The following is a 24,661-nucleotide window of genomic DNA, read 5'->3' as shown; positions in this document are numbered from 1 at the left end:
GTGTCCACCGCACCCGCGCCGCCCCGCGCCTCGCTGCTCCTGCTGGCCTATCTCGCCTTCGTCAGTCTCGGCCTGCCCGACGGCCTGCTCGGCGTCGGCTGGCCCTCGATCAGCGCCGATTTCGGCGTACCGACCGAGGCGGTCGGTCTGCTGCTCACCGCGGGCACCGTCGGCTACCTCGCCTCCAGCGTGCTGGCCGGGTTCACGCTGGCCCGGGTCGGGGTGGGCGCGCTGCTCGCGGGTAGCACCCTGCTGGCGAGCCTGGCGCTGACCGGGTACGCCGCGAGCCCCGGGCTGGCCGTGCTGGTGGGCTGCGCGCTGGTGCTCGGGCTGGGCTCCGGCGCGATCGATTCCGGGCTCAACGCGTACGCCGCCGGGGCCTTCGGTCCGCGCCACATGAACTGGATGCACGCCTTCTTCGGGCTGGGGGTGGCGATCGGCCCGCTGATCATGACCGGGGCGCTGAGCGCGGGCTTGGCCTGGCGGTGGGGGTACGGCATAGTGGCCGCCGCCCAGCTCGCCCTCGCCACCGCGTTCGTCCTCACCGTGCGGGCCTGGCGGCGCGGCGTCCCGGCCCGCACCGATCCGGGCGGGGCGGCCGCCCAGCCGGCCGTGAAGGTCCCGATCCGGGCCACGCTGCGACTGCCCGCGGTCTGGTCGGGGGCGCTCGCCTTCTCGGTGTACGTGGCCATCGAGGTGTCCGCCGGACTGTGGGCGTTCCTGCTTCTGACCGAGGGGCGCGGGCTGAGCGCCGTGGTGGCCGGCGGCTGCGTCTCCGCCTACTGGGGCAGCCTCTTCGTGGGCCGGGTGGTGCAGGGCGTGGTGGCCGAGCGGATGGGGGCCCGGTTGGTGCTGCGCGGCAGCCTGGCCGGGATGGCCGTCGGTGCGGCGCTGATCGCCGTACCCGGGCCGGCCGCGCTGGCCGTGCTCGGTCTGGTCGTGGTCGGTTTCGCCGCCGCTCCGGTGTTCCCGCTGCTCACCCTCACCACCGCGGAGCGGGTCGGTGCGGCGCACGCGGACCGGGCCATCGGGCTCCAGATCGGCGCGGCAGGCCTGGGCGCGGCGTTCGTCCCGGCCGCGCTCGGCGTGCTGATCGGCAACGTGTCGGTGCAGGTACTCGGCCCGGCCCTGGTGCTGCTCGCGCTGGCGCTGATCGTGCTGTACGAGCTGGGCGGCCCCCGGCCCGGCCCGCAGCGGCCGGCGCCCACCGTGGCCGGGCCGGATCAGCCCACATCGCCCGTTCCGGCCGGGACCGGCCAGGCCGGTGACGCTGGCGAGGCGGGTCAGCCGGTGTCCGGTCCGGTCCTGCCGGTCGTGGACGGCCGGTAGGCGCGGTCGGGGTCGGTCGGCTCCCGGCCGGCGCCCCTGGCCTGACCGCCGCGGTCCGCTGCCGCCGGCCCGTGCCCGAAGGCGGCCTCCTCGCCGGCGTCGTTGCCGGTCACGTCGTCGGCCTGCCCGTCGATGCTGGAGCCCGCCACGGCGCGTTCCAGTTCCTCCAGCGGAATCCGTTCCTCGTCGCGCCACACCCTGTCGTCGCTCATGCCATCAGCGGTACCCGGGCGCGATGATCGCAAACGGATGGCTGGTCCGAGACACGGCGATGGCCGCCGGGGACTCCGGCGGCCATCGGACATCGCTGCTCAGGATCACGGCTGCGGGCGGTCCACCTTGCCGCGCCAGGCGCCGGTCTCCTGACCACGCCGCTCGATGTAGGTCTTGAACCGCTCCAGGTCGCCCTTGGCCCGCCGGTCGACGATGCCGAGCTTGTCACCGGCCTGCTCGACCACCCCGTGCGGCTCGAACTCGAGCTGGAGGGTGACCCGGGTCTTGTCCTCGTCCAGCCGGTGGAAGGTCACCACGCCGGCCTGTTGGGTGCCACCGGTGGAGCGCCAGGCGACCCGCTCGTCCGGCAGCTGCTCGGTGATTTCCGCGTCGAACTCGCGCTTCACCCCGGCGATGTCCACCGTCCAGTGGGTCATCGTGTCGGAGAGCTGCCGGACCTCCCGCACGCCCTCCATGAACTCGGGGAACTCCTCGAACTGCGTCCACTGGTCGTACGCGGTGCGAATCGGAACGGACACCTCGACGTGTTCGGTAACGCCACTCATCAGGAAACCTCCTTCGGCCGCCGGTCGTACGGATCGGGGGACGATCCGGTCACCAGCGGGTCGTCTCGTTCTTGTTGCCGAGCGCGGCCCACACCTCGGAGACCGTCTGGTAGCGGGTGCCCTCGGGCAGCCGCTCCAGCGCCCTCACGATGTCGTCCGGCGCGTCGTTGTCGCGCGCGTTGGCGACCAGCGTCTCCCGGTCGCCGGGCAGGGCGCTCATCGTGATGAAACGGCCCAGCCGGCTGCGCTGCTCGACGTCCTCGGAGCTCATCCCCTTCGGGGCGCCGGTGCGCAGTTCACCCGCCGGGGCGGTGGTCGCCTCGGGCTGGTCCTCGCCGGCCGGTTCCGGCACGCGGGACTCGTCGACCCGAGAGCCACCGGTCCCCGGCCCCTGGACGAGGCCGCTGACCTCCTGGCTCATCTGCTCATCGATCCTCGGTCCGTGCTTGCTGTTGCCACGCTCCATGCCTTCTGCGCTACCCGGCACCCCGGCCGGTAAACCGGCACCGGGTCACGAACCGGCCCTGGGGCCGGCCCCGGATCGGACACTCGGCCCGGTACGGCGCTCAGGACTCGGCGGGCTTGCGCGGCGGCAGCACCGGCTCGTCCGGGTCCGGGTCGCCGGCCTGCAACCGCCGGCCGCGCTGCACCTCTGCGTTGATCTGTACCCCCAGCATCAGCGCCGAGTTGGACAGGTAGAGCCAGACCAGGAACGCGATGGCCGCTCCCAGGCTGCCGTAGGTGGCGTCGTACGAGCCGAAGTTGGCGACGTAGAGGCCGAAGCCGAAGGAGGCCAACGCCCAGGCGAACAGGGCCACCGCGCCGCCCGGCGTGAGCCAGCGGAACCGGGGCTGCCGCACGTTAGGGGCTATCCAGAACAGCAGTGACAGCAGCACCATCATGATCAGGGCGAGCACCGGCCACTTCGCCACGCTCCACACCGTGCGGGCCAGGCCACCGGCGTTGATCAGGTCGCCGACCGCGTCGGTGACCGGACCGCTGACGATCAGCCCGAGGGCGACCACCGCGAGCAGCACCAGCGTGATCGCGGCCAGGCCGATCTGCAACGGTCGCAGCTTCCAGACCGGCCGGCCCTCGGTCACGCCGTAGATGGCGTTGGAGGCGCGGGTGAACGCCCCGATGAAGCCGGACGCGGACCAGAGCGCTCCGAGCAGACCGAAGCTGAGCAGCGCCTTCGCGGAGCTCTCCTGGTCCACCACCTCACCGATCACCTTGACGATGCCGTCGTCGGCGACCACCGACCCGGCGCCCATCTGCCTGGCCAGGTCGACCACCGTGGCCACGGTCTGTTCGCCGTTGGAGACCAGGCCGACCAGGGCCACCACCACGATGGCGGACGGAAAGAGCGCCAGGACTCCGTAGTAGGTCAGCGCGGCGGCCCAGTCGGAGCAGTTGTCGGCGACGAAGTTCCGCGCGCTGCGGACCACCACCCCACGCCAGGTTCGCCAGCTCAGCTGCCGTATCCGCCGGGGTACCCGGGTGCCGAGTGTGCCGCCGAGCGTCGTACCGGGATCCGTGGTCGTCATGCCCGCTCCCTGTGCCCCGGCCGCCGGATGACCGGTCATCCGGTCGGGCCTGGCCCGGCCGGTACCCGCGCCGGGAAATCGACAAACACGCCCACCGTCGGCTGGCCGCCGCGTATGGTTTGCCGCCCCGTCAGCGGGGAACGGTCACGGTGATCCTGTCGACACGGAGGAGGACGAGATGCCCGGGCGCGAAGACCTGCCCAGCACGCTGCGACGCTCCCCGGACAAGGCGCAGCGCACCTGGGAAAAGACGCACGACTCGGCGGTCGAGACGTACGGCGAGGGGGAGCGGTCGCACCGCACAGCCTTCGCCGCGGTGAAGCACCAGTTCGAGAAGGTGGGCGATCACTGGGAGCCGAAGGGCCGCAAGGGCCCGAGCGATCGCCAGGCCGCCGGCGGGGGGCCGGAACGACGGGCTCCCACCGCGGGCGGGGTGGACGCCAACGCCAGCAAGGACCACCTGATGTCGGTGGCCCGCGAGTTGGACGTGCCCGGCCGGTCCAGCATGAGCAAGCCGGAGCTGGTCAAGGCGATCGAGAAGGCCAACGATCGGGCCACCCGCAAGGCCCGCGGCGACTGACCGTCGCGACGCCGGTGCGCGGCCCACGCCGGCGGCACACGCATGCGGTACGGGCGGACGCGGCGGCCCCGCGCCCGCCCGTACCGTTCATCACCAGTGCCCACCGCCCGGCGGCTCGATGTGTACGGCCTTCGTGGCGGTGAACTCGTCCAGCAGCTCCGGGCCGTACCCGAAGCCCTGCCCACTGGCCCGACGCGGGTGCGCGGCGCCGCCCGGTGCGCCACCGAACACCGAGTTGACCTTCACGGTGCCCACCGGCAGCTCCCGCCAGGCCCGCTGCGCGTGGCTCATCGACGCGGTCAGCACAGTGGCAGCCAGCCCGTACGGGGAGTCCGCGGCGCAGCGCAGGGCCTCGTGGAACGAGTCGACCACCACCACCGGGGCGACCGGCCCGAACGTCTCCTCCCGCACCAGCGGCATGTCGTGTCGGCAGTCGGCGACCACTGTGGCCGGATAGAACGAGCCCGGACCGTCCGGCAGCTCGCCGCCGGTGCGCAGCCGCGCGCCCGCCGCCACCGCCGCGGTGACCTGACCGTGCACGTGGTCGCGGTGCCGCCGGTCGACAAGCGGACCCACCTCGGTCTCCGGGTCGCGGCCCGGGCCCATCCGCAGCGCCTCGGCCCGCTCCACCAGCGCGGCCACGAACTCCTCGGCCACGTCCCGGTGCACGTAGATCCTCTCCACCGCGACGCAGATCTGCCCGGCGTTGGCGAACGCGCCCAGCGCCGCCTGCTCCGCCGCCCAGATCGGGTCCACGTTGGCGTCGATCACCAGCGGATCGCTGCCACCGTTCTCCAGCAGCGCCTTCGCGCCGGTGCCGGCGCAGGCCGCGGCGATGGCCCGGCCGGTGGCGGTGGACCCGACGTGCGCCACCACGTCCACCTCCTGGCCGGCCAGCGCCGCACCGACCTCGGGACCACCGGTGAGCAGGGACAGCACCCCGGCCGGCAGGGCCTGGTCGAGCGCCCGGGCCAGCAGCCACCCGGTCGTCGGGGTCCGTTCACTCGGCTTGTAGAGCACCACGTTGCCGGTGACCAGGGCCGCGCCCAGCAAACCGCAGGAGACCGCCACCGGGTCGTTCCACGGGGTGATCGCGGCGACCACGCCACGCGGCTGCGGGGTCATGAAGTCCAGCGCGTCCGGTTCGCCGTGCAGCGTCCGCCCGCCCCGCAGCGGGGCCAGCTCGGCGTACTGTCGCAGGGTGCCAATGCCCGCCTCGACGCCGCCACGGGCATCCGCCAGCGGCTTGCCCATCTCCGCGGTGACCGCCGCGGCCAGGTCCTCGGTCACCGCCGCCACCGCGTCCGCGGCCCGGTGCACCGCCGCCGCCCGCGCGGCCGGCGCCGTCGACGCCCACTCCGCCGCCGCTTCGCGCGCCGCCCCCACCGCCTTGGCGACCTCGTCGGCCGTCGCCACCGGCACCGAGCTGACCGGCGAACCGTCCGCCGGATCATGCACGACCAGCTCACCACCCCCGCCGCCCGCGCCCCACACCCCGCCTATCAACTGCGCAACCGTGTACATGCGACGCTGGATGCCCCGGCCCCGGCGAGGCAAACGCGTTTCGCCCGGTTGCACGCCGGGTAGGCGGATCGGATGACCACCACCGGCGCGGAGAGCGCGGACGCCGTCGTCGTCGGGGCCGGCCACAACGGCCTGGTAGCGGCCAACCTGCTGGCGGACGCCGGATGGGACGTCGTGGTGCTGGAGGCGACCGCGGTGCCCGGCGGCGCGGTCCGCTCCGCCGAGGTGACCGCGCCCGGCTACCTCAGCGACCTCTACAGCTCCTTCTACCCCCTGGGGTACTCCTCGCCGGTGCTGGCGGGGCTCGACCTCGACCGGTACGGGCTGTCCTGGCGGCACTCGCCGGACGTGCTGGCGCACCTGCTCCCGGACGGCCGCGCCGCGGTGATCAACCGGGACCCGGACGTCACCGCCGCCTCGCTGGAACGGTTCGCGCCCGGTGACGGCAAGCGGTGGCTGAACGCGTACACCGACTGGCTCGAGGTGGCCGAGCCGATGCTGACGACCATCACCACGCCGTTCCCACCGGTGCGGGGCGGGCTGGCTCTGCTGCGGCGGATGCGGGTCGCCGGAGCGTTGCGGTTGGCTCGGCGGCTGGTGGTGCCGGTCCGCAAGCTCGGCGGCGAACTCTTCGACGGCGACGGCGGGCCGGCGCTGCTCGCCGGCTGCGCCCTGCACACCGACCTGTCCCCGGAGGAGGCCGGCTCCGGGGTGTACGGCTGGCTGCTGGCCATGCTCGGTCAGCAGGTCGGCTGGCCGGTGCCCGACGGTGGCGCGCAGCACATCACCAACGCGCTGGTGGCCCGGCTGCAGGAGCGCGGCGGCCGGATCGTCTACGGGGCCCGGGTCGACCGGGTGCTCACCGCCCGGGGCCGGGCGATGGGGGTGCGCACGGAGGGCGGCCTCCTGTGGCGTGCCCGGCGGGCCGTGCTCGCGGACGTACCCGCGCCGGCGCTCTACCTCGACCTGGTCGGCGCGGCGGCGCTGCCGTCGCGCCTGGTGGAGGACCTGGCGCACTTCCGGTGGGACGGCTCGACGCTGAAGGTGGACTGGGCGCTCAGCGCGCCGGTGCCGTGGACGAACCGGGAGGTGGCCGGTGCCGGCACCGTGCACCTGGGCGCCGACCTGGACGGACTCACCCGGTACTCCGGCGAGCTGGCCCGCGGCGAGCTGCCGCGCGACCCGTTCCTGCTGCTCGGGCAGATGTCGGTCGCCGATCCCAGCCACTCCCCGCCGGGCACCGAGTCGCTCTGGTCGTACACGCACCTGCCGTTCCGCCGGGACTGGCGGGCCGAGGAGGTCGCTGGGCACGTCCAGCGGATGGAGGACGTGCTGGAGGCGGCCGCACCGGGTTTCCGGCAGCTCATCGTCGGCCGGCACGTGGCCGGCCCGGCCGACCTGGAGAAGGGCAATCCGAGCCTGGTCGGCGGCACGCTCGGCGGTGGCACCGCCGCCGCGTACCAGCAGCTGTTCCTGCGCCCGATCCCCGGCCTGGGCCGGGCGGACACCCCGGTGGACCGGCTCTTCCTGGCCAGCGCGTCGGCGCATCCCGGCGGCGGGGTGCACGGCGCGCCCGGCGCGAACGCGGCCCGTGCGGCGCTCGCGCGCGACCGTGCGCTCACCGGCCGCGCCTACGCCGCCGCCATCGCCACCGCGCACCGGGCGGTCTACCCCGACTGACCGCGCCCTGGCCGGCCCGCCCCGCGAACGGGGCGGGCCGGTGGACGGGTCAGCTGGTGATGTTGCGGTGCTTGCTGCGCAGGCGGAACGGCATCAAGGCACTCTCGATCTTGGTCGCCGTGGTCATCTTGGATTCGCCGTCGCGCCGCTCCTCGAAGCGGATCGGCACCTCCAGGATCGTGTGCCCCAGCTTGGTGGCCAGGTAGTGCATCTCGACCTGGAAGCTGTAGCCGTTGGACTGCACCCGGTTCAGGTCGATGTCCCGCAGCGCGTCGGCCCGCCAGATCTTGAAGCCGGCGGTCAGGTCCCGGATCCGCACCCGCAGCAGCGTGTGCACGTAGAGGTTCGCCCAACCGCTCAGTGCCCGGCGGTACAGCGGCCAGTTCTCGTCCAGCTCGCCGCCGGGCACGTACCGGGAACCGATCACCACGCCGGCCTGGGTGGAGAGCAGCGCGCCCAGCATCCCCGGCAGCGCCTCCGGCGGGTGGGACAGGTCCGCGTCCATCTGCGCCACGTACTCGGCGCCGCCGTCGAGCGCCCGCCCCATCCCGTCCACGTAGGCCCGGCCCAGGCCCTCCTTGCCAGCCCGGTGCACCACCTCGACCCGGTCCGGGTGCTCGATGGCCAACTTGTCGGCCACCTCGCCCGTGCCGTCGGGGGAGTTGTCGTCGGCAACGAGGATGCGCAGCCCCGGCAGCGGCAGTGCGAGCAGCCGCTCGACCAGCGCCGGGAGGTTGCCCGCCTCGTTGTAGGTGGGCACCACGACGGTCAGGCGCGCGTCCCGCCACGGCGACGGCAGCTGCACGGGCTCGATCATGTCGGACATCCTCGGTTTGCGGACAGGGCTACCTGAGAGGGTAGCCAGTTGCCACATCCGGGTTGGAAAGGCTCCCCGACCGGGCGTTGCGGACGGTGTCCCTGTGCTGGGTACGAGCGCCGCTCGGCTGCTCCAACCCCAGGTCAGCGAGGGCGTCGCGCGGCGGCGGCGACGGCCAGCGCCACGCCGGCGAGCGCGACACCGGACAGCGCCGGCTTGTGGGTGCCGACCCAGAGCGCCGCCGAGCGACCGCGCGCCCGGCCGGTGAAGACGCCCGCCGCGCCCCGGTCGCGGTCCTCGTCGAGCGGGTGGTCGAGATTGTCCCGCCAGGTGGTCCGGTCGATCTCGTCGCCGGTCTGCTGGCTGTCGTACCCGTCCCGGGCCAGCTTGCGGTCCAGCAGGCCGGGGATCAGGATGTCGCCCAGCCGGGCCCGCCAGGTCGGGCCGCCCACGTTCAGCTCCCGGGTGCCGTGGTCGGCGGCCCAGACGATCGCCCGCGCGGCCAACTCCGGCGTGAAGATCGGCGGCACCGGCTGTGGATGCCGGGGCAGCCGGGTGCGGACCCAGGAGAACTGCGGGGTGTTCACCGCGGGCAGCTGCACCATCGACAGCTTCACCCCCGGGCAGTCGTGCAGCAGCTCGGCCCGCAGCGAGTCGTTGAACCCCTGCACGGCGTGCTTGCTTGCGCAGTACGCCGACTGCAGCGGGATCCCCCGGTAGGCCAGCGCCGAGCCCACCTGCACGATCGCGCCGCGACCGTGCGCGCGCATGTGCCGCAGCGCCGCCAGCGTGCCGTGCACCGTGCCCAGGTAGGTGACCTCGGTGACCCGGCGGAACTCGCGCGCCGGGATCTCCCATGCCGGTGCGAACACCGACACCATCGCGTTGTTGATCCACACGTCGATGCGGCCCCACCGGTGCACCACGTCGTCGGCGGCCTGCTGCACGGCACCCGCGTCGGCGACGTCGACCCGGTACACGCGTACGTCAGTGGCGCCGCGCCGCCGGCACTCCTGCTCGGCCGCGGCCAGGCCCGCCTCGCCACGGGCCAGCAGCGCCAGCCGGGCGCCCCGGGCCGCGTACGCGTGTGCGACGGCCCGACCGACGCCGGCGCTCGCGCCGGTCACCACCACCGTCCGCGTCACGGCGTCCCCTTCTGGCGGGTGGCGATGTCGGACAGCCGGTCCAGCGTCTCCCGGTTGCGCAGGTGCAGCACGAGATCATTGATCTTGTTGCGGATCCAGCGCAGCGGACCGGCGGCGAAGTCCTCCCCGATGCGGACCCGGGTGGCGCCCTCGCCGACCGGTTCCAGGGTGAAGGCCACGATCGCCTCGCCGGCCGGCCAGAGACCGGCGCGCAGCACGAGCCGGTGCGGTGGCTCGCAGACCAGCACGGTGGAGGCGTCCTGCAACGAGAACGGCCACGGCCCGGCCCGGTGGTGCAGCTGGCTGCCCGCCCGCGGCCAGGCCTCGTCCACGTCCCGGACGTGCGCGGTGCCGACCACCCAGTCGCTGTACGTCCACCCGTCGGCCAGCACGTCGAACACCTGCTGGGGGGAAGCGTCGATCACTTTCTCCACAATCGCCACTGGACTCCCATACCCCGGGGAGAAGGAGGCTAACGGCCCGTCGGGTTAGCTTCTCGGGGACTGCGGGTAAGGCCGACGCGGGGCGCCGCCGGCGGCGCTGGCCCACCGCGCCGACGACGACGTTTACTCCTCGGGGCGCAGGGAACCCGCCGCCTGTGCGACAGGACCAGGAGGATCCGGATCAGCGCAGGTCAGCCCGGGTGTACGCCGGTGCTGGCCGGGCCGGTTCCGGGCCTGTCGAGGGCATCCGCCCCGTCCTGTACGACGCGGTGCTGCTGGACCGCGACGGCACCCTGATCGAGGACGTGCCGTACAACGGTGATCCGGAGAAGGTACGGCCGGTGCCGGGGGCGCGAGCGGCGCTGGACCGGCTGCGGGCCGCCGGGTTGCGGCTGGCGGTGGTGACCAACCAGTCCGGTCTGGCCCGTGGCTACTTCAGTGCGGAGCAGATGCGGGCGGTGCACGCCCGGATCGAGGAGCTGCTGGGGCGCTTCGACGCGTGGCTGGTCTGCCCGCACGACGACGCCGACGGCTGCGAGTGCCGCAAGCCGGCCCCCGGCCTGGTGCACGCCGCCGCACGGGAGCTCGGCACGCGCGCGTCGCGCTGCGTGCTGGTGGGCGACATCGGTCGGGACGTGGCCGCCGCGCTGGCGGCGGGGGCGACAGGTGTGCTGGTGCCCACCCCGGTGACCCGACCGGAGGAGGTCGCCGCCGCCGGGTGGCTGGCCAGCGATCTACCGTCGGCGGTGGATGAGATCCTGCGCCGCCAGCAGGCGGTGCGCGCCGTGCCGGGTCCGGTCCGCGAGCGGGCGGGGACGGCACTCGTGGTGCGGTCGGACTCGGCCGGGGACGTTCTGGTCACCGGGCCGGCGATCCGCGCCGTCGCGGCCGGCGCGCAGCGGGTGGTGCTGCTGTGCGGGCCACGCGGGCGCGCGGCCGCCGACCTGCTGCCCGGCGTGGACGAGATCATCGAACATCCGCTGCCGTGGATCGATCCCGCGCCGGCGCCTGTCGAACCGGACGCCATGCGGACCCTGATCGCGCGCCTCGCCGCGGTCGGCGCGGACGAGGCGGTGGTGTTCACCTCGTTCCACCAGTCCGCGCTGCCGCTGGCGCTGCTGCTGCGGATGGCGGGGATCCGCCGGATCTCCGCGATCAGCGACGACTACCCGGGTTCCCTGCTGGACGTGCGCCACCGGGTGCCCGTCGGCGTCCCCGAACCCGAACGTGCTCTCTCCCTCGCCGCCGCGGCCGGCCACCGGCTGCCCGTCGACGACGAACCCGTGCTGCGGCTGCGGCCGGACGCCCTGCCGCCCCGACCGGCCGACCTCGGTGACCCCGGCTACGTGGTGCTGCACCCCGGCTCGGCCGCGTCGAGCCGGGCCTGCCCGCCCGAGCTGGCGGCCCGGATCGCCAGGTCACTGACCGCCGCCGGGCACCGGGTGCTGGTCACCGGCGGCCCCGACGAGCGTGACGTGACCGCCCGGGTCGCGGCGGCCGGCGGTACCGATCTGGGTGGCCGGACGGACCTGCCCGGGCTGGCCGCGATCGTCGCCGACGCCGGAGCGGTGGTGGTCGGCAACACCGGGCCGGCACACCTCGCCGCCGCGGCCGGGGTGCCGGTGGTGAGTCTCTTCGCGCCGACCGTCCCGTTCGGGCAGTGGGGGCCCTACCGGGTGCCCACCGTCCGGCTCGGCAACGCCGACGCGCCCTGCCGGGACACCCGGGCCGCCAGTTGCCCGGTGCCCGCGCACCCGTGCCTCAGCGGCATCGACCCGGCCGAGGTGGTCGATGCGTTGCGCGTGCTGACCGTCAGCGGTGGTGGCGGCCGATGAACATCCTGCTCTGGCACGTGCACGGCTCCTGGACCACGTCCTTCGTGCACGGCGGTCACCGCTACCTGATCCCCACCACACCCGACCGCGGCCCCTACGGCCTCGGCCGTGCCCGCACCTACCCGTGGCCCGACAGCGCCGTCGAGGTGGCCCCCGCCGACCTGCTCGGCGCCGGCGTCGACCTGGTGATCCTGCAACGCCCCGAGGAGGTCGACCTCGCCGAGGAGTGGCTGGGCCGCCGCCCCGGCCGCGACGTCCCGGCCATCTACGTGGAGCACAACACGCCCAAGGGCGACGTGCCCAACACCCGGCACCCGATGGCCGACCGCGACGACCTGCTCATCGCCCACGTCACCGGGTTCAACCAGATCTTCTGGGACACCGGCGCCAGCCGCACCACAGTGGTCGACCACGGGATCGTCGCCCCCGCAGTGTCGTACACCGGTGAGCTCGACCGACTCGCCGTGGTGATCAACGAGCCGGTACGGCGGGGCCGGGTCACCGGCACCGACCTGCTGCCCCGGTTCGCCGAGATCGCTCCGCTGGACGTGTTCGGCATGGGCGTCGCCGGCCTCGCCGACCACCTCGGCCTGCCCGCCGACCGGCTCACCAGCCACGACGACGTACCCCAGAACCGGATGCACGCCGAACTGGCCCGGCGGCGCGCGTACCTGCACCTGTGCCGGTGGACCTCGCTCGGGCTCAGCCTGATCGAGGCGATGGCGATCGGCATGCCGGTCGTCGCGCTCGCCACCACCGAGGCGGTGACGGCGGTGCCCCCGGCGGCGGGGGCCCTCGCCACCCGGATGGACACCCTGCTCGACGCCGCCCGCCGGTTCATCGCCGAGCCGGCGGCCGCGCGTCAGGCCGGCGCGGCGGCACGGACGGCCGCGCGGGACAGGTACGGCCTCGACCGTTTCCTCGCTGACTGGGACCGGCTGCTGGAGGAGGAAGTATGCGGATCGCGATGATCTCGGAGCACGCCAGCCCGCTCGCCATCCTCGGAGGGGAGGACGCCGGCGGCCAGAACACGCACGTCGCGGAACTGTCCGCCGCGCTCGCCGACGCCGGGCACGAGGTGCGGGTCTACACCCGCCGCGACGCGCTCGACCTGCCGGTGACCGTTCGCAGCCCGGACGGGTACGACGTGGTGCACGTGCCGGCCGGTCCGGCCGAGCCGGTGGCCAAGGACGCGCTGCTGCCGCACATGCGGGAGTTCAGCCGGTGGCTGGTGGAGCGGTGGCGGGGCGGGGACTGGATGCCCGAGGTGATCCACGCGCACTTCTGGATGAGTGGCCTGGCCGGGCTGAATGCCGGCCGGCAGACCGGCGTGCCGGTGGTGCAGACGTACCACGCGCTGGGCACCGTGAAGCGCCGCTACCAGGGCGTGCAGGACACCAGTCCGGCCCGGCGGATCTCCTACGAGAGGGAGTTGGGGCGCTCGGTGGACCGGGTGGTCGCGCAGTGCCGCGACGAGGTCGGTGAGCTGGTCCGGATGGGAGTGCCCCGGTCCCGGATGACAGTCGTCCCGTCCGGGGTGAACCTCGCCTCGTTCGCCCCGCTCGGGCCGGTCGCGGACCGCGAGCCGGGCCGGCCCCGGATCCTGACCGTGGGCCGGTTGGTCGAACGCAAGGGCTTCCAGACCGTGGTCCGCGCGATGGCCCTGGTGCCGGACGCCGAGTGCGTGGTGGTGGGTGGGCCGCCCGAGGGACTGCTGGAGACCGACCCGTACGCCCGGCGGCTGCGGGCGCTGGCCGAGACCTGCGGGGTGGCCGACCGGGTACGGCTGGTCGGCGCGGTGCCCCGGGAGGAGATGGGCCGCTGGTACCGCTCGGCGGACCTGCTGGTCGCCGCCCCCTGGTACGAGCCGTTCGGGTTGACGCCGCTGGAGGCGATGGCCTGTGGCGTGCCGGTGGTCGGCACCGCGGTGGGCGGCATCCGGGACACGGTGGTCGACGGGACGACAGGTGACCTCGTGCCGGCCCGCGATCCACGTGCCCTGGCGACCGCGATCCAGCGGCTGCTCGACGACCGCATCCGGCGCTTCCGGTACGCCACCGCCGCGCGTGAGCGGGCCCGGTCGCGGTACTCCTGGGCGGCCACCGCCGAGCGGCTGGCGGAGCTCTACAGCGAGGTCGCCGCCGTGCGCCGGCCGACCCGGGTGGTGGCCTGATGCCGGCGGGCAGCCTGCTCGACACCCATCTGACGAACCTTGCCGCGGCGCTGGTGCCCTACCGCCGGTGCGAGTCGCAGTTGGCGCGCTGGGGTGCCGAGCTGGCGCACCGGCTGGCGGGCGGCGGGCGATTGCTGGTCGCAGGCAACGGCGGCAGCGCGGCCGAGGCCCAACACCTCACGGCCGAACTCGTCGGCAAGCTCCACCACGACCGGCAGCCGCTGTCCGCCATCGCCCTGCACGCCGAGACCAGCGCCGTGACCGCGATCGCCAACGACTACGGCTACGCCGACGTCTACGCCCGCCAGGTCCGCGCCCACGGCCGACCCGGCGACATCCTGCTGCTGCTCAGCACCAGCGGCACCAGCGCGAACCTGCTCACCGCCGCGCACGCGGCCCGGGACGGCGGCCTCACCACCTGGGCGCTCACCGGGCCCGCCCCCAATCCCCTCGCCGACGCCTGCGCCGACGCCCTGGCGGTCGCGTCCCCCGACTCCCAGGTCGTCCAGGAACTGCACCTCGTCACCAGCCACCTGCTCTGCGAATACCTCGAGCAGGAGTTGCCCGCCGCGCTGGCCGCGTCCACCCGGCACGAACCGGCCGAGCCCGCACCGGCCGGTCGGGTCCCGTCCGGGCCGGTGCGTACCGGGGTCGAGGTGGTGCTCGACGGCGGGACCGGCCAGCAGGTCGACGCGTGAGGATGAGGAGGAAAGCGTGAGGGGACCCGTGGTGGTGGTCGGGGACACCCTGCTCGACCGGGACGTGGAAGGGGTCGTGAACCGGCTCTGCCCGGACTCCCCGGTGCCCGTGCTCGATGAGACGTCGGCCACTGACCGACCCGGTGGCGCCGGCCTCGCGGCGGTCTTCGCCGCCGCGCAGGGCGCCGAGGTGGTGCTGGTGACGGCGCTCGCCGACGACGCCGGCGGCGCCCGGCTGAGCGCGTTGCTCGCCGCCGCCGGCGTGCAGGTGTACCCGCTGACCCTGTCCGGCGCGACGCCGGAGAAGGTCCGGCTGCGGGCCCGCGGCCGGGTGCTGCTGCGCCACGACCGCGGTGGCGTACCCGGCGAACCGGGCCAGCCCTCCGACGAGGTGCTGCGGGTGATCGGTGCGGCGTCGGCGGTGCTGGTCAGCGACTACGGTCGGGGGGTCGCCCGTCAGCCCGCGCTGCGCGCCGCGCTGGCCGCCACCCGCGCCCCGGTGGTGTGGGACCCGCATCCGCGTGGACCGGCGGCGGTGCCCGGCGTGCATCTGGCCACACCGAACGAGTCGGAGGTGCGCGAGCTGGTCCCCACGCTGCCCGGAGCGTCCCGCCTGGCGACCGCTTCCCGGGGCGCGCAGGGTCTGCGCCGACGCTGGCGGGCCGGCGCCGTCGCGGTGACGCTGGGCGGGGACGGCGCGCTGCTCTGCCACGCTGGATCGACGCCGCTGGTGGTGCCCACCCCGGGCAGCGCCGAGGGGGACACCTGCGGCGCCGGCGACCGGTTCGCGGCCAGCGCCAGTCTCGCGTTGGCCCAGGGCGCGCTGGTCTCCGAGGCGGTGCAGGCGGCGGTCGCCGAGGCGTCCGCGTACGTGGCGGGCGGGGGAGTGGCGGCGGCCCTCCCACCCCGCGTGCGACCGTTGAGCGCGAGGAGTGAGCCGGGGTTGCGGGCCCCGCAGTCGCGAACGAACCGTGGACCGCTGCCCACCGGCGTGGTCGGTTCGGGCGGCGACCGGGTGGGCGTGGCGGCCGTCGCCACGCTGCTCGCCGACGTACGCGCGGCCGGCGGCACGGTGGTGGCCACCGGCGGCTGCTTCGACCTGCTGCACGCCGGGCACGTGGCCACCCTCCAGGCCGCCCGGCAGCTCGGCGACTGCCTGATCGTCTGCCTCAACTCCGACGCCAGCGTCGCCGGGTTGAAGGGGCCGGACCGGCCGGTGATGTCCGAGGGTGACCGGGCACGGCTGCTGGCCGCGCTGAGCTGTGTGGACGCCGTCCTGCTCTTCGACGAGTCGACCCCGGAGGCGGCGCTGTCCTGGCTGCGTCCGGACATCTGGGTCAAGGGCGGGGACTACGCCACCGGTGGCGGGGACTCCGCGGCGCTGCCCGAGGCGGAGGTCCTGCGCCGCTGGGGCGGGCACACGGTGGTGGTGCCGTACCTGGACGGCCGGTCCACCACCGACATGATCGCCCGCTCCGGCCAGGGGCACGCCACCGGCGCGTGCTGCGCGACCGGCGACCCGACGGAGCCGGCCTGCACCGCCGCGCCGTCGTCGGTGACGCCCGGTGGGGAGCGGACCCGATGAGCGCCGGGTCGCCCGGCGCCGGGCCCACAGTCCTGGTCACCGGCGGCTCCAGCGGCCTCGGCGCGGCGGTGGTCGCCGCGGTGGCCGCCTCCGGTGGCCGGCCGCTCGTGCTGGACCGGCAGCCGCCGGTCGAGGGGGTGTCCTGGACCGAGTGCGACCTGGCCGACACCCGGGCCGCCGAGGTGGCCACGCAACACCTCGCCGAGCAGGCCGGCGGCCTGGACGCGGTGGTGACCGCCGCCGGGATGGACGTGCCGGGCCGGCTCGCCGACGTGCCGGGGGAGACCTGGGACCGGATCGTCGCGGTCGACCTGCTGGCCACCGCCGCGGTGATCCGGGCCGCCCTGCCGTTCCTGCAGACCTCCCGTGGGCGCATCGTCACCGTCGCCTCCACCCTCGGTGTCAAGGCGGTCAGCGACGCCACCGCGTACTGCGCGGCGAAGTTCGGCGTGGTCGGTTTCACCCGCGCCCTCGCCGCCGAACTCGCCGGCCAGGTCGGCGTCACCCTGCTCATTCCCGGCGGGATGCGCACCGCGTTCTTCGACGAGCGTGACCCGCAGTACAAGCCGGGGCCGGACGCCATCCTCAACGATCCCGTCGACACCGCCGCGGCGATCATGTACGCGCTCAACCAGCCGCCCGGCTGCGCCGTACGGGAGATGGTGGTCTGCGCCGAGCAGGAGACCTCGTACCCGTGATCCTCGTCCTGCGCGCCCTCGGCGTCGGCGACCTGGTCACCGCGGTGCCCGCGCTGCGGGCGCTGCGGGCCGCGTACCCCGGTCGGGAGTTGGCGCTCGCCGCGCCCGCCTGGCTGGCCCCGCTGGTCGACCTGGTCGGCGGCGTCGACCGGCTGGTGGACACCGCCGGGCTGGACCGCCCGGCCTGGCCCGGTCCGGCCCCGCAGGTCGCGGTCAACCTGCACGGACGCGGCCCGCAGTCGCACCGGCTGCTCGCCGCCGCCCGCCCCGGACGCCTGCTCGCCTTCGCCAACACCGAGGCCGGTTTCACCGACGGCCCGCCGTGGGCGGCCGACGAGCACGAGGTGGACCGGTGGTGCGGGCTGCTGTCGTGGTACGGCGTCGCGACCGACCGCACCGATCTCGCTCTGCGCCGCCCCGACGTGGCCGGGCTGCCCACCGGGGTGACCGTGCTGCACCCCGGCGGCAAGATTCCCGCGAAGCGTTGGCCGGCCGAGCGGTTCGCCGCGCTGGCCCGGGCGCTCACCGACCGGGGGCACCGGGTGCTGTTCACCGGTTCGGCCGACGAACGCGCCCTGGCCGCCGGAGTGGCCGACGCGGCCGGCCTGCCGCCGACCGCCGTGCTGGCCGGCCGGACCGACCTCGGGGCGCTCGCCGCACTTGTCGCCAACGCCCGGTTGGTGGTCAGCGGGGACACCGGCGTGGCCCACCTGGCCACCGGGTACGGCACCGCCTCGGTGGTGCTCTTCGGGCCGGTGCCGCCGGCCCACTGGGGGCCGCCGCCGGACCGGCCCCGGCACCGCGTGCTCTGGGCCGGTGAGGGTGATTGGCGCAGGTGGGACGGGGTAGGAAGCCACCCGACGTTGGCGGCTCTGCGGCTCGACGAGGTGCTGGCCGCCGTGGACGAGGTGGAACGGGTGGTGCGGGTCTCCGGTGCGATTGCGGCGTAGTGATCCGGGCCGGGCGGGGTACGGGCGCCGACGGCGCGGTAAGGGCTGGCACTTCGTCGATCCGAGCGGCGCTCCGGTCCGGGATCCGGACCAGCTGGCCCGACTGCGGGAGCTGGTCATCCCGCCGGCCTGGCAGGACGTCTGGATCTCGCCGTACCCGAACGGGCACATCCAGGCGACCGGCATCGACGCGGCCGGGCGCAAGCAGTACCTCTACCACCCGCTGTGGCGGGAGAAGCAGGACGAGGCGAAGTTCGACCACATGCTGGAGGTGGCCCGGCGGCTGCCTGTGCTGCGGGAGCGGGTGGGCAACGACCTGGGCGGCCGGGGCCTGGGCCGGGACCGGGTGCTGGCCACGGTGGCCCGGTTGCTGGACATGGGGATGTTCCGGGTGGGCAGCGACCAGTACGCGGCCGGCGACGATCCGACGTTCGGGGTGTCCACCCTGCGCCCCGAGCACGCCCGGACCCGGCGCGGCTGCGTGGTCTTCGAGTTCCCGGCGAAGGGTGGCATCGAGCAGGTACGCCGGATCGAGGATCCGGAGCTGTGCCAGGTGCTGATCGACCTGCGCCGCCGCCGTCGGCGGGCGGACCGTCTGTTCGGCTACTGGGACGGCCGGGAGTGGCGGGACGTGCGCAGCGACGAGGTCAACGGATACCTGCGCGACGCAAGTGGCGGGGAGATGACCGCCAAGGACTTCCGCACCTGGCACGCCACGGTGCTCGCCGCGACCGAGTTGGCCACCGTCGGCCCGGGGCGCTCGATGACCGCCCGGCGCAAGGCGGTGGTCGCGGTGATGCGCGAGGTCGCCGAGCTGCTGGGCAACACCCCCACCGTGGCGCGCACGTCCTACGTGGACCCTCGGGTGGTGGACCTCTACCACGACGGTGTGGTGGCGCCGGTGGACCCGCAGGCGCCGCGCGAGGAGGCCGAACGGGTCGTGTTGGCGCTGCTGGAGAAGGCCTGACCGGCCCCGCCGACGGTCCTGGGGGGAGAGTGACGGGACCGGAGCTTCAGTCCGCGGTCGGGGCTGCACCGGGCGGCCGCCCGCCGCGCCTGGCGGCGGGCGCCTCGCCACGGCCCCCGTTGGCGACCACCGCGGCCGCCTGGGCGGTCCGCGGGCCGGCCGCGTTGATTGTCAGTCTGCCCGGGACGAGTTGACCACGGACGCCGGGCGGTTGACGATCCGCGCCGAATCCGTGTGGACCTCGCGGTACGCCTGTGGGCTCACCCCGTACGCCGCCCGGAACGCCCGGCTGAAGTGCGCCTTGTCGGCGAACCCCCAGCGGGCGGCGATCATCTGCACGGGCTGGGTGCGCAGCGCGGGGTCGGTCAGGTCGCGCCGGCACCGGGCCAGCCGCAGGTCCCGGATGTAGGACGCGACGGTGGACTCCTCGGCCTCGAACAAGCGGTGCAGTGAGCGCAGTGAGATGTGGTGGGCGTCCGCGACGGTCTGCGGGCTGAGCGTCGCGTCGCCGAGGTTGCGGTGGACGTACGCCTGCACCTGGGTGACCAGCGCGCGGCGGCGGACCTCGGTCGGCACCGCGTCCTCGGCGACCAGGTGCCGGCCGAGCATGGTGGTGGCCAGGTCCAGGCCGACCGCGCCGAGCCGGCTGGCGTCGGCGGCATGGTACTGCTCGGGATGCCGGGTGACCTGGAGCAGGAATTGCGCCAGCAGCGCGCCGATCCCCTCGCTGCCGGACATCCGGCCGCCGTAGAGCGCGGCCATCCGCTGCGGCGGCAGCGGCAGCGCGGCGTGCGGGATCAGGCTGATGATCGAGGTGGCCTGGCCGCGTTCCGGCTCGGTGGCGTGGTGGCACACGTCGTGCGGGCGGGACGCGTCGTAGAAGGTGAACTCTCCGGCGTGGATCTCGCTGTGGCGACCGTCCTGGCTGGACGTGCCGATCCCGTCGGTGGTGAGGGCGAGCACGTACAGTTCCGGGTCCGAGCGGCTGACCAGCTTGCGCGTCCGGGTGGCGTCCAGCGACGGGTACCGGTACTCGACCAGCTGGATCGGGCCGAGATCGATGAAGTCGGCCCGGGCGGCGAAGTCGTCCGCGTGCGCGGACCGGATCCGCAGCGGCGCCGCGGTGCGCGCGACCAGATCCAGCCACATCCCGAACCGCTCACCGGGCGGCAGGACTGTGGTGTCGATGGTGTCCCTGTGCAGCATCGGACGCCCTCAGACCGCTCGACGCCGGATCAGGGCCTCGATGCCGTCGAGGATCCGGTCGAGGCCGAAGGTGAACTCCTCGTCCGGGTCGTCGTTCTGGTGGAGTACACCGGAGGCGAGCACCCGGTGCAGTGCCGGGAAGCGGGCCGGGTCGATGAGCCGGCCCACCATCCGGGCGTACGCCGGCATCATCTCGCTCGGCTCGATGCCGGCGGCCCGGCTGCCCTCGGCGATCTGAGTGGTGAGCGTCGCCTCGTTACGGACGTAGCCGGTGATCAGCAGCAGGGCGGACATCTGCTCGCCCTCGGTGAGCGCGGTGCCGTCGAGGCAGCGCAGCCCGTCCTCCAGCCAGCCGAGCTGTTGCGGGGTGAGCGGTGGGCCGATGATCGGCACGTGCAGCAGCCAGGGCCGCTGCCGCAGCACGTCGTGTTCGGCCCAGGCCCAGCGGGTGAGGCCGGCGCGCCAGTCGGCGTCGGGTGCGGCGGGGCCGGGCGGCGGGCCGTACCCGGCGTCCACCATGAGCATCAGCAGCTCGTCCTTCGAGGCGATGTACCGGTAGAGCGCCATGGTGGCGGCGTTCAACTCCTTGGCCACCCGGCTCATCGAGACGGCGGCCAGCCCGTCGGCGTCGGCCACCCGCACGGCGGCGTCCACGATGCCGCTCACGGTCAGCCCGGGCCGGGGCCCCTTGGGCGGCCGCTCTCGCAACCCCCACGCGCTCTCGATGGCCGGCGGGATCGCCGGACCGCTGTCGTCTGTCTGTGCCGCCACGTCTCCTCCTTGCCATGCCATCCTAGTTCTGCGTATGGTCTACGCATAACAGCGTACGCCATACGCAGAAGGAGTTCTCCCATGACAGTGACGACCACACCGGCACCCCGCGCGGGCCGGCGGGAGTGGATCGGGTTCACGGTGCTGATGCTGCCGCTGCTCCTGGTCTCGATGGACGTGTCGGTGCTCTACTTCGCCGTCCCGTTCATCAGCGAGGAGTTGCGCCCCACCGCCACCCAGCAACTCTGGATCTTCGACATCTACGGTTTCGTGCTGGCCGGGCTGCTGATCACCATGGGCGCGCTGGGTGACCGGATCGGCCGGCGTCGGCTGCTGCTGTTCGGCGCGGCCGCGTTCGGCGCGGCGTCCCTGCTGGCCGCGTACGCCGACAGCGCCGGGACGCTGATCGCCGCGCGCGCCGTGCTCGGCGTCGGCGGGGCCACCCTGATGCCGTCCACGCTCGCCCTGATCCGCAACATGTTCCACGACGCCAAGCAGCGCGGCACCGCCATCGGCATCTGGACCGCCACGCTGACCGGTGGCATCGCGATCGGTCCGGTGCTCAGCGGCGTCCTGCTGGAGCACTTCTGGTGGGGCTCGATCTTCCTGATCAACATTCCGGCGATGGTGCTGCTGCTCCTGCTCGCCCCGATCCTGGTGCCCGAGTTCCGCAACCCCGGCGCGGGCCGGTTCGACCTGGTCAGCGCGCTGCTGTCGCTCGGCGCGCTGCTGCCGGTGATCTACGGCATCAAGGAGATGGCCCGCGACGGCGTCACCCCCGCGCGGGTGCTGGCCATCGTCGCCGGCCTGCTCGTCGGGGCGCTGTTCCTGCACCGGCAGCGGACCCGGGCGTACCCGATGATCGACCTGGCGCTGTTTCGCCGCCGCGGCTTCGCCGGGTCTCTCGCGGTCAACCTGCTGGCGATGTTCGCCCTGGTCGGCTTCGCCATCTTCACCACCCAGTACCTGCAGTTGGTGCTCGGCCTGAGCCCGCTGCGGGCGGCACTGTGGAGTCTGGTGCCATCCCTGGCGGTCGGCGGGATCGCTCCGGCCGCCGCCGCGCTCGCCCAGCGCATCGACCGGGCGTACCTGATCGGCACCGGGTTCGGGATCGCCGTGCTCGGCTTTCTGGTGCTGACCCGGGTCACGCCCGAGTCGCCGCTCTGGCTGCTGCTGCTCGGCGCCAGCGTCTACGCGGCCGGGTTGGTGATGGTGATGTCGCTGGTCACCGAGCTGGTCCTCGGTGCGGCCCCGCCGGAGCAGGCCGGTGTCGCCTCGGCGCTGACCGAGTCCAGCAGCGAGCTGGGGGGCGCGCTGGGGATGGCGATCCTGGGCAGCGTCGGCGCGGCGGTCTACCGCCGGGAGGTCCTCGACGGCCTGCCGGCCGGGCTGCCGACCGACGCCCGCGACGCGGCCCGCGAGACCTTGGGCGGTGCGCTGGCGGTGGCCGAGGGGCTGCCGGCCGATCTGGGCGACGCCGTGCTGCACGCCGCCCGGATCGCGTTCGCCGACGGTCTGCACCTCGCCGCGGTCGCCGCCACTGTGGCGATGCTGCTGGGCGCGGTGGCCGCGCTGGCCACGCTGCGCGGCGTCCGGCCGGCCGACCCCGCGGCGCTGCCCGCCGAGCCGACCGGTTCGGCCGGTACGCCGATGTCGTCCGTCAGTCGTTGAGCACTTGCGCGAGCCGGTCGCGGAAACGCCGCTCGGAGTCGCTGACCGGCTCGCCGCCCAGCCCGAGCAGCCCACCGCTGGACGCGGCACCGACCACCTGCTCGGCGATCTCCACCAGCCAGTGCTTGTACGCGCCCGCGGCACCCTCGTCGACCCGGACGGCCAGCAGCGCGGCGGCCTCGCCGGCCCGCACCAGCACGTCGTCGATCATCGCCCGCGGGTCGGCGGGCGCGATGACGGGCAGTTCCTCGCCGGCCTCCGGGTCGCCGACCCGGGTCACGATCTCGCCGGCCACGGCGGCGACCAGCGGGCTGGCCGACTCCCGGCCCGCCGCGATGGTCTCCAACCCGGCCGCGTTCTCCGCCATGGTCCGGCGGGTGCCGTCGGACTCGGCGGCGCTCGCGGTGGTCAGCACCGACTGCGGCAGGCCGACCAGCAGCCCCCACTCCTCGTCGGAGAAACCGAAACCGGTGTACGCCGGCTGCTCGATCACGGCAACGCCCCTTCCGCCCTGCTCTGCTTGGTCAATCGGTGGGCCCCGCGCTGGCGCCCGGCTCAGGCTAGTCCAGCGTCAGCAGGCACTGTTCGGACACCACGCGCACGGACAGCGTCTTGTACCCCACCTCGTCGAAGAGAACCGTCATCTTGTCCTCCTCGTACCCGAGCACCAGGCCCTGCCCCCACTCCGGGTGACGCACCTGGCTGTGCACCGGGAACGGCCCGACCGCGCCGTCGTCGGCGACGCTGGTGCCGGCATGACAGTTGTCGCAGTGCCCGCAGACCTCGGTCATCTGCTCGCCGAAGTAGGCCAGCAGGGTCTGCCCCCGGCAGGCGGTGGTCTCGGCGAAGGCCCGCATCATGTCGGTCCGCGACCGGGTCACCGTCTGCTGCCGCTCCGCCTCGGCCAACGCCGCCGCGGCGGCGTCCACAGGGGTCGGGGCGTAGCGGGGGGCGGCGATGCGCTGTTTGGCGCGCGGCTCGGCGGCCCCGACCTGCTCCAGAAGGGAGAGGTACTGGCCCAGCTTGCGTGGCCCGAGCCCGGTGGCCTCGCGTAGTTCGGTCTTGGTGGCCGGCCTGCGGCGCAGCAGCGCCGCAAGGTCGCGCAGCTCGTTCGCGTCCGGCAGGCCACCGCTGAAGAACCGTTGCAGGCCCACGTCCTCGGCCTGCCAGAGCAGCAGGACCCGGGCCGGCTGCCCGTCGCGGCCGGCCCGGCCGATCTCCTGGAAGTAGCTGTCCGGCGAGTCGGGCAGCGCCATGTGCACCACCCAGGCGATGTTCGGCTTGTCGATGCCCATCCCGAACGCCGACGTGGCCACCATGATCGGCACCTGGTCGGCGAGGAACGCCTCGTGCAGCTCGGAGCGCGCGCCGGCCGACATCCCGCCGTGGTAGCACTGCGCCGGGAAACCCGCGTCGGTCAACCGGGCGGCCAGCTCCTCGGCGGCGCGGCGGGTCGGCACGTAGATGATCCCCGGCCGCTCGTCGTCGCGCAGCAGCGCGACCAGACGCCGCCACCGGTAGTCCTCGGTGGGGCAGTGCGCCACCTCCAGGAACAGGTTGGGCCGGTCCAGCCCGGAGACCACGACCTCCGGCTTGCGCAGCCGCAGCCGGGCGATGATGTCGTCGCGTACCGGTGGGGACGCGGTGGCGGTCAGCGCGACCACCGGCGGCCGGCCGATGCCCTCGATCAGGTGCCCGAGGGCCAGGTAGTCGGGACGGAAGTCGTGGCCCCAGGCCGAGATGCAGTGCGCCTCGTCGATCGCCACCAGCGCCGGCCTGAGCGAGGCGACCTCGGCCATCCGGTCGGGGTTGCTCAGCTGCTCCGGGGTGATGAACAGGAACTCCGCCCGACCCTCGCGGATCTCGGTGATCGCCTCGGCCTGCTGTGCGGCCGTCTCGTTCGAGCTGATCCGCACCGCCCGCAGCTCCGGGCGCTGGCGCTCGTTGAGGGCCGCGATCTGGTCCTGCTGAAGGGCCAGCAGCGGCGAGATCACCACGGTGGGGCCGGGGATCAGGCTGGCCGGGATCTGGTAGATGGCGGACTTGCCGGCGCCGGTGGGCAGCACCACCAGGGCGTCACGTCGCTTCATCACCGCGCGCATGGCGGCCAGCTGGTTCGGCCGCAACGCGGTCCAGCCGAAGAGGCTCCGCGCCGCACGGCGCAATGTCATCGAGTGCGTGGACAGTTTCATCGAGGGCCGGAGGTACCCGAGCCGATCACCGCCGAAACCGTCCTGTCCGTGGCGGTCGCCGACCGCCGTCC

Annotated in this window: 24 protein-coding genes; 12 read left to right on the top strand and 12 right to left on the bottom strand. The window is 74.2% G+C overall.

The features are described 5' to 3' along the window. Nucleotides 1-1,329, top strand: a complete 1,329-nt coding sequence (locus tag GA0070607_RS02600; RefSeq protein WP_089016722.1) for an MFS transporter — start codon at nucleotides 1-3, stop codon at nucleotides 1,327-1,329. Here GA0070607_RS02600 and GA0070607_RS02595 read toward each other — a convergent pair. The 4 genes from GA0070607_RS02595 to GA0070607_RS02580 all read right to left on the bottom strand — a co-directional run bounded on the left by GA0070607_RS02595 (nucleotide 1,284) and on the right by GA0070607_RS02580 (nucleotide 3,655). Then, on the bottom strand, nucleotides 1,284-1,541 hold the full coding sequence (locus tag GA0070607_RS02595) for a hypothetical protein (protein WP_089016721.1): 258 nt from the start codon (nucleotides 1,539-1,541) through the stop codon (nucleotides 1,284-1,286). The genes GA0070607_RS02600 and GA0070607_RS02595 overlap by 46 nt on opposite strands. 105 nt (nucleotides 1,542-1,646) lie before the next feature. Continuing rightward, nucleotides 1,647-2,108: an SRPBCC family protein gene (locus tag GA0070607_RS02590; RefSeq protein ID WP_089016720.1), complete on the bottom strand. Its 462-nt coding sequence runs from the start codon at nucleotides 2,106-2,108 to the stop codon at nucleotides 1,647-1,649. Between the two features lie 49 nt (nucleotides 2,109-2,157). After that, complete coding sequence (locus GA0070607_RS02585) at nucleotides 2,158-2,574, bottom strand: DUF2795 domain-containing protein (RefSeq protein WP_089016719.1); 417 nt, start codon at nucleotides 2,572-2,574, stop codon at nucleotides 2,158-2,160. Nucleotides 2,575-2,674: 100 nt separating this feature from the next. Further along, nucleotides 2,675-3,655 (bottom strand): YihY/virulence factor BrkB family protein, encoded by a 981-nt coding sequence (locus tag GA0070607_RS02580; protein WP_089016718.1) that lies wholly within the window; start codon nucleotides 3,653-3,655, stop codon nucleotides 2,675-2,677. Between the two features lie 178 nt (nucleotides 3,656-3,833). Here GA0070607_RS02580 and GA0070607_RS02575 point away from each other — a divergent pair, with 178 nt between their 5' ends. Further along, entirely contained in the window at nucleotides 3,834-4,235 is a 402-nt protein-coding gene (locus tag GA0070607_RS02575; protein WP_089016717.1) for a ChaB family protein, read from the top strand. A gap of 90 nt (nucleotides 4,236-4,325) precedes the next feature. Here GA0070607_RS02575 and GA0070607_RS02570 read toward each other — a convergent pair whose 3' ends face one another. After that, complete coding sequence (locus GA0070607_RS02570) at nucleotides 4,326-5,759, bottom strand: aldehyde dehydrogenase family protein (RefSeq protein ID WP_089021607.1); 1,434 nt, start codon at nucleotides 5,757-5,759, stop codon at nucleotides 4,326-4,328. Nucleotides 5,760-5,831: 72 nt separating this feature from the next. Here GA0070607_RS02570 and GA0070607_RS02565 point away from each other — a divergent pair, with 72 nt between their 5' ends. After that, on the top strand, nucleotides 5,832-7,439 hold the full coding sequence (locus GA0070607_RS02565; protein ID WP_089016716.1) for a phytoene desaturase family protein: 1,608 nt from the start codon (nucleotides 5,832-5,834) through the stop codon (nucleotides 7,437-7,439). Nucleotides 7,440-7,488: 49 nt separating this feature from the next. Here the strand turns inward: GA0070607_RS02565 and GA0070607_RS02560 are convergent, their stop codons facing one another. The 3 genes from GA0070607_RS02560 to GA0070607_RS02550 all read right to left on the bottom strand — a co-directional run bounded on the left by GA0070607_RS02560 (nucleotide 7,489) and on the right by GA0070607_RS02550 (nucleotide 9,826). After that, nucleotides 7,489-8,256, bottom strand: coding sequence for a polyprenol monophosphomannose synthase (locus tag GA0070607_RS02560; protein ID WP_089016715.1), 768 nt, complete (start codon nucleotides 8,254-8,256; stop codon nucleotides 7,489-7,491). 143 nt (nucleotides 8,257-8,399) lie between these two features. Next, nucleotides 8,400-9,401: an SDR family oxidoreductase gene (locus GA0070607_RS02555; RefSeq protein WP_089016714.1), complete on the bottom strand. Its 1,002-nt coding sequence runs from the start codon at nucleotides 9,399-9,401 to the stop codon at nucleotides 8,400-8,402. Then, complete coding sequence (locus GA0070607_RS02550) at nucleotides 9,398-9,826, bottom strand: SRPBCC family protein (RefSeq protein WP_331716443.1); 429 nt, start codon at nucleotides 9,824-9,826, stop codon at nucleotides 9,398-9,400. Before GA0070607_RS02550 ends, GA0070607_RS02555 begins: the two co-directional genes overlap by 4 nt. Before the next feature lie 173 nt (nucleotides 9,827-9,999). Here GA0070607_RS02550 and GA0070607_RS02545 point away from each other — a divergent pair, with 173 nt between their 5' ends. Genes GA0070607_RS02545 through GA0070607_RS02510 form a run of 8 tightly spaced genes read left to right on the top strand, consistent with a single transcriptional unit; the run spans nucleotide 10,000 to nucleotide 18,750 of the window. Continuing rightward, entirely contained in the window at nucleotides 10,000-11,679 is a 1,680-nt protein-coding gene (locus GA0070607_RS02545) for an HAD-IIIA family hydrolase (RefSeq protein WP_089016712.1), read from the top strand. Beyond that, nucleotides 11,676-12,650 (top strand): glycosyltransferase family protein, encoded by a 975-nt coding sequence (locus tag GA0070607_RS02540; protein ID WP_089016711.1) that lies wholly within the window; start codon nucleotides 11,676-11,678, stop codon nucleotides 12,648-12,650. Before GA0070607_RS02545 ends, GA0070607_RS02540 begins: the two co-directional genes overlap by 4 nt. Then, nucleotides 12,635-13,852, top strand: coding sequence for a glycosyltransferase (locus GA0070607_RS02535; RefSeq protein ID WP_089016710.1), 1,218 nt, complete (start codon nucleotides 12,635-12,637; stop codon nucleotides 13,850-13,852). Before GA0070607_RS02540 ends, GA0070607_RS02535 begins: the two co-directional genes overlap by 16 nt. Next, nucleotides 13,849-14,550, top strand: coding sequence for a D-sedoheptulose-7-phosphate isomerase (locus GA0070607_RS02530; protein ID WP_089016709.1), 702 nt, complete (start codon nucleotides 13,849-13,851; stop codon nucleotides 14,548-14,550). The genes GA0070607_RS02535 and GA0070607_RS02530 overlap by 4 nt, the downstream gene beginning before the upstream one ends. A 16-nt stretch (nucleotides 14,551-14,566) precedes the next feature. Further along, nucleotides 14,567-16,135: a PfkB family carbohydrate kinase gene (locus GA0070607_RS02525; RefSeq protein ID WP_089016708.1), complete on the top strand. Its 1,569-nt coding sequence runs from the start codon at nucleotides 14,567-14,569 to the stop codon at nucleotides 16,133-16,135. Further along, nucleotides 16,132-16,833 carry an SDR family oxidoreductase gene (locus tag GA0070607_RS02520; protein ID WP_089021606.1) on the top strand — a complete coding sequence of 234 codons (702 nt, stop codon included), beginning with the start codon at nucleotides 16,132-16,134 and terminating at the stop codon, nucleotides 16,831-16,833. The genes GA0070607_RS02525 and GA0070607_RS02520 overlap by 4 nt, the downstream gene beginning before the upstream one ends. After that, nucleotides 16,830-17,783: a glycosyltransferase family 9 protein gene (locus GA0070607_RS02515; RefSeq protein ID WP_089016707.1), complete on the top strand. Its 954-nt coding sequence runs from the start codon at nucleotides 16,830-16,832 to the stop codon at nucleotides 17,781-17,783. The genes GA0070607_RS02520 and GA0070607_RS02515 overlap by 4 nt, the downstream gene beginning before the upstream one ends. After that, a complete protein-coding gene (locus GA0070607_RS02510) occupies nucleotides 17,767-18,750 on the top strand; it encodes a DNA topoisomerase IB (RefSeq protein WP_089016706.1) in 984 nt (327 codons plus the stop codon). Before GA0070607_RS02515 ends, GA0070607_RS02510 begins: the two co-directional genes overlap by 17 nt. Before the next feature lie 171 nt (nucleotides 18,751-18,921). Here GA0070607_RS02510 and GA0070607_RS02505 read toward each other — a convergent pair whose 3' ends face one another. Beyond that, complete coding sequence (locus GA0070607_RS02505; protein WP_089016705.1) at nucleotides 18,922-19,956, bottom strand: AraC-like ligand-binding domain-containing protein; 1,035 nt, start codon at nucleotides 19,954-19,956, stop codon at nucleotides 18,922-18,924. Nucleotides 19,957-19,965: 9 nt separating this feature from the next. After that, the gene (locus tag GA0070607_RS02500; RefSeq protein WP_197701229.1) at nucleotides 19,966-20,727 is read right to left on the bottom strand and encodes a TetR/AcrR family transcriptional regulator; all 762 of its coding nucleotides are present in this window, start codon (nucleotides 20,725-20,727) and stop codon (nucleotides 19,966-19,968) included. Between the two features lie 81 nt (nucleotides 20,728-20,808). Between GA0070607_RS02500 and GA0070607_RS02495 the strand changes: the two genes are divergently transcribed. Next, the gene (locus GA0070607_RS02495; RefSeq protein ID WP_089016703.1) at nucleotides 20,809-22,398 is read left to right on the top strand and encodes an MFS transporter; all 1,590 of its coding nucleotides are present in this window, start codon (nucleotides 20,809-20,811) and stop codon (nucleotides 22,396-22,398) included. Here GA0070607_RS02495 and GA0070607_RS02490 read toward each other — a convergent pair. Next, nucleotides 22,388-22,891: a hypothetical protein gene (locus GA0070607_RS02490; protein WP_089016702.1), complete on the bottom strand. Its 504-nt coding sequence runs from the start codon at nucleotides 22,889-22,891 to the stop codon at nucleotides 22,388-22,390. The genes GA0070607_RS02495 and GA0070607_RS02490 overlap by 11 nt on opposite strands. Nucleotides 22,892-22,958: 67 nt before the next feature. Beyond that, nucleotides 22,959-24,590, bottom strand: coding sequence for a RecQ family ATP-dependent DNA helicase (locus GA0070607_RS02485; RefSeq protein WP_089016701.1), 1,632 nt, complete (start codon nucleotides 24,588-24,590; stop codon nucleotides 22,959-22,961). Nucleotides 24,591-24,661: the final 71 nt, after the last annotated feature.

Source organism: Micromonospora coriariae (assembly GCF_900091455.1).
GTDB classification, from domain to species: Bacteria; Actinomycetota; Actinomycetes; order Mycobacteriales; family Micromonosporaceae; genus Micromonospora; species Micromonospora coriariae.
The sequence above is the reverse complement of the archived record's forward strand: the minus strand, read 5'-3'. Positions and strand labels throughout refer to the sequence as shown.

Bases quoted from the DNA above. Each gene is read 5' to 3' on its own strand.
- GA0070607_RS02485 (WP_089016701.1), bottom strand. From the start codon at position 24,590: ATGAAACTGTCCACGCACTCGATGACATTGCGCCGTGCGGCGCGGAGC.
- GA0070607_RS02520 (WP_089021606.1), top strand. From the start codon at position 16,132: ATGAGCGCCGGGTCGCCCGGCGCCGGGCCCACAGTCCTGGTCACCGGC.
- GA0070607_RS02540 (WP_089016711.1), top strand. From the start codon at position 11,676: ATGAACATCCTGCTCTGGCACGTGCACGGCTCCTGGACCACGTCCTTC.
- GA0070607_RS02560 (WP_089016715.1), bottom strand. From the start codon at position 8,256: ATGATCGAGCCCGTGCAGCTGCCGTCGCCGTGGCGGGACGCGCGCCTG.
- GA0070607_RS02570 (WP_089021607.1), bottom strand. From the start codon at position 5,759: ATGTACACGGTTGCGCAGTTGATAGGCGGGGTGTGGGGCGCGGGCGGC.
- GA0070607_RS02575 (WP_089016717.1), top strand. From the start codon at position 3,834: ATGCCCGGGCGCGAAGACCTGCCCAGCACGCTGCGACGCTCCCCGGAC.
- GA0070607_RS02590 (WP_089016720.1), bottom strand. From the start codon at position 2,108: ATGAGTGGCGTTACCGAACACGTCGAGGTGTCCGTTCCGATTCGCACC.
- GA0070607_RS02585 (WP_089016719.1), bottom strand. From the start codon at position 2,574: ATGGAGCGTGGCAACAGCAAGCACGGACCGAGGATCGATGAGCAGATG.
- GA0070607_RS02535 (WP_089016710.1), top strand. From the start codon at position 12,635: ATGCGGATCGCGATGATCTCGGAGCACGCCAGCCCGCTCGCCATCCTC.
- GA0070607_RS02565 (WP_089016716.1), top strand. From the start codon at position 5,832: ATGACCACCACCGGCGCGGAGAGCGCGGACGCCGTCGTCGTCGGGGCC.
- GA0070607_RS02580 (WP_089016718.1), bottom strand. From the start codon at position 3,655: ATGACGACCACGGATCCCGGTACGACGCTCGGCGGCACACTCGGCACC.
- GA0070607_RS02495 (WP_089016703.1), top strand. From the start codon at position 20,809: ATGACAGTGACGACCACACCGGCACCCCGCGCGGGCCGGCGGGAGTGG.
- GA0070607_RS02595 (WP_089016721.1), bottom strand. From the start codon at position 1,541: ATGAGCGACGACAGGGTGTGGCGCGACGAGGAACGGATTCCGCTGGAG.
- GA0070607_RS02505 (WP_089016705.1), bottom strand. From the start codon at position 19,956: ATGCTGCACAGGGACACCATCGACACCACAGTCCTGCCGCCCGGTGAG.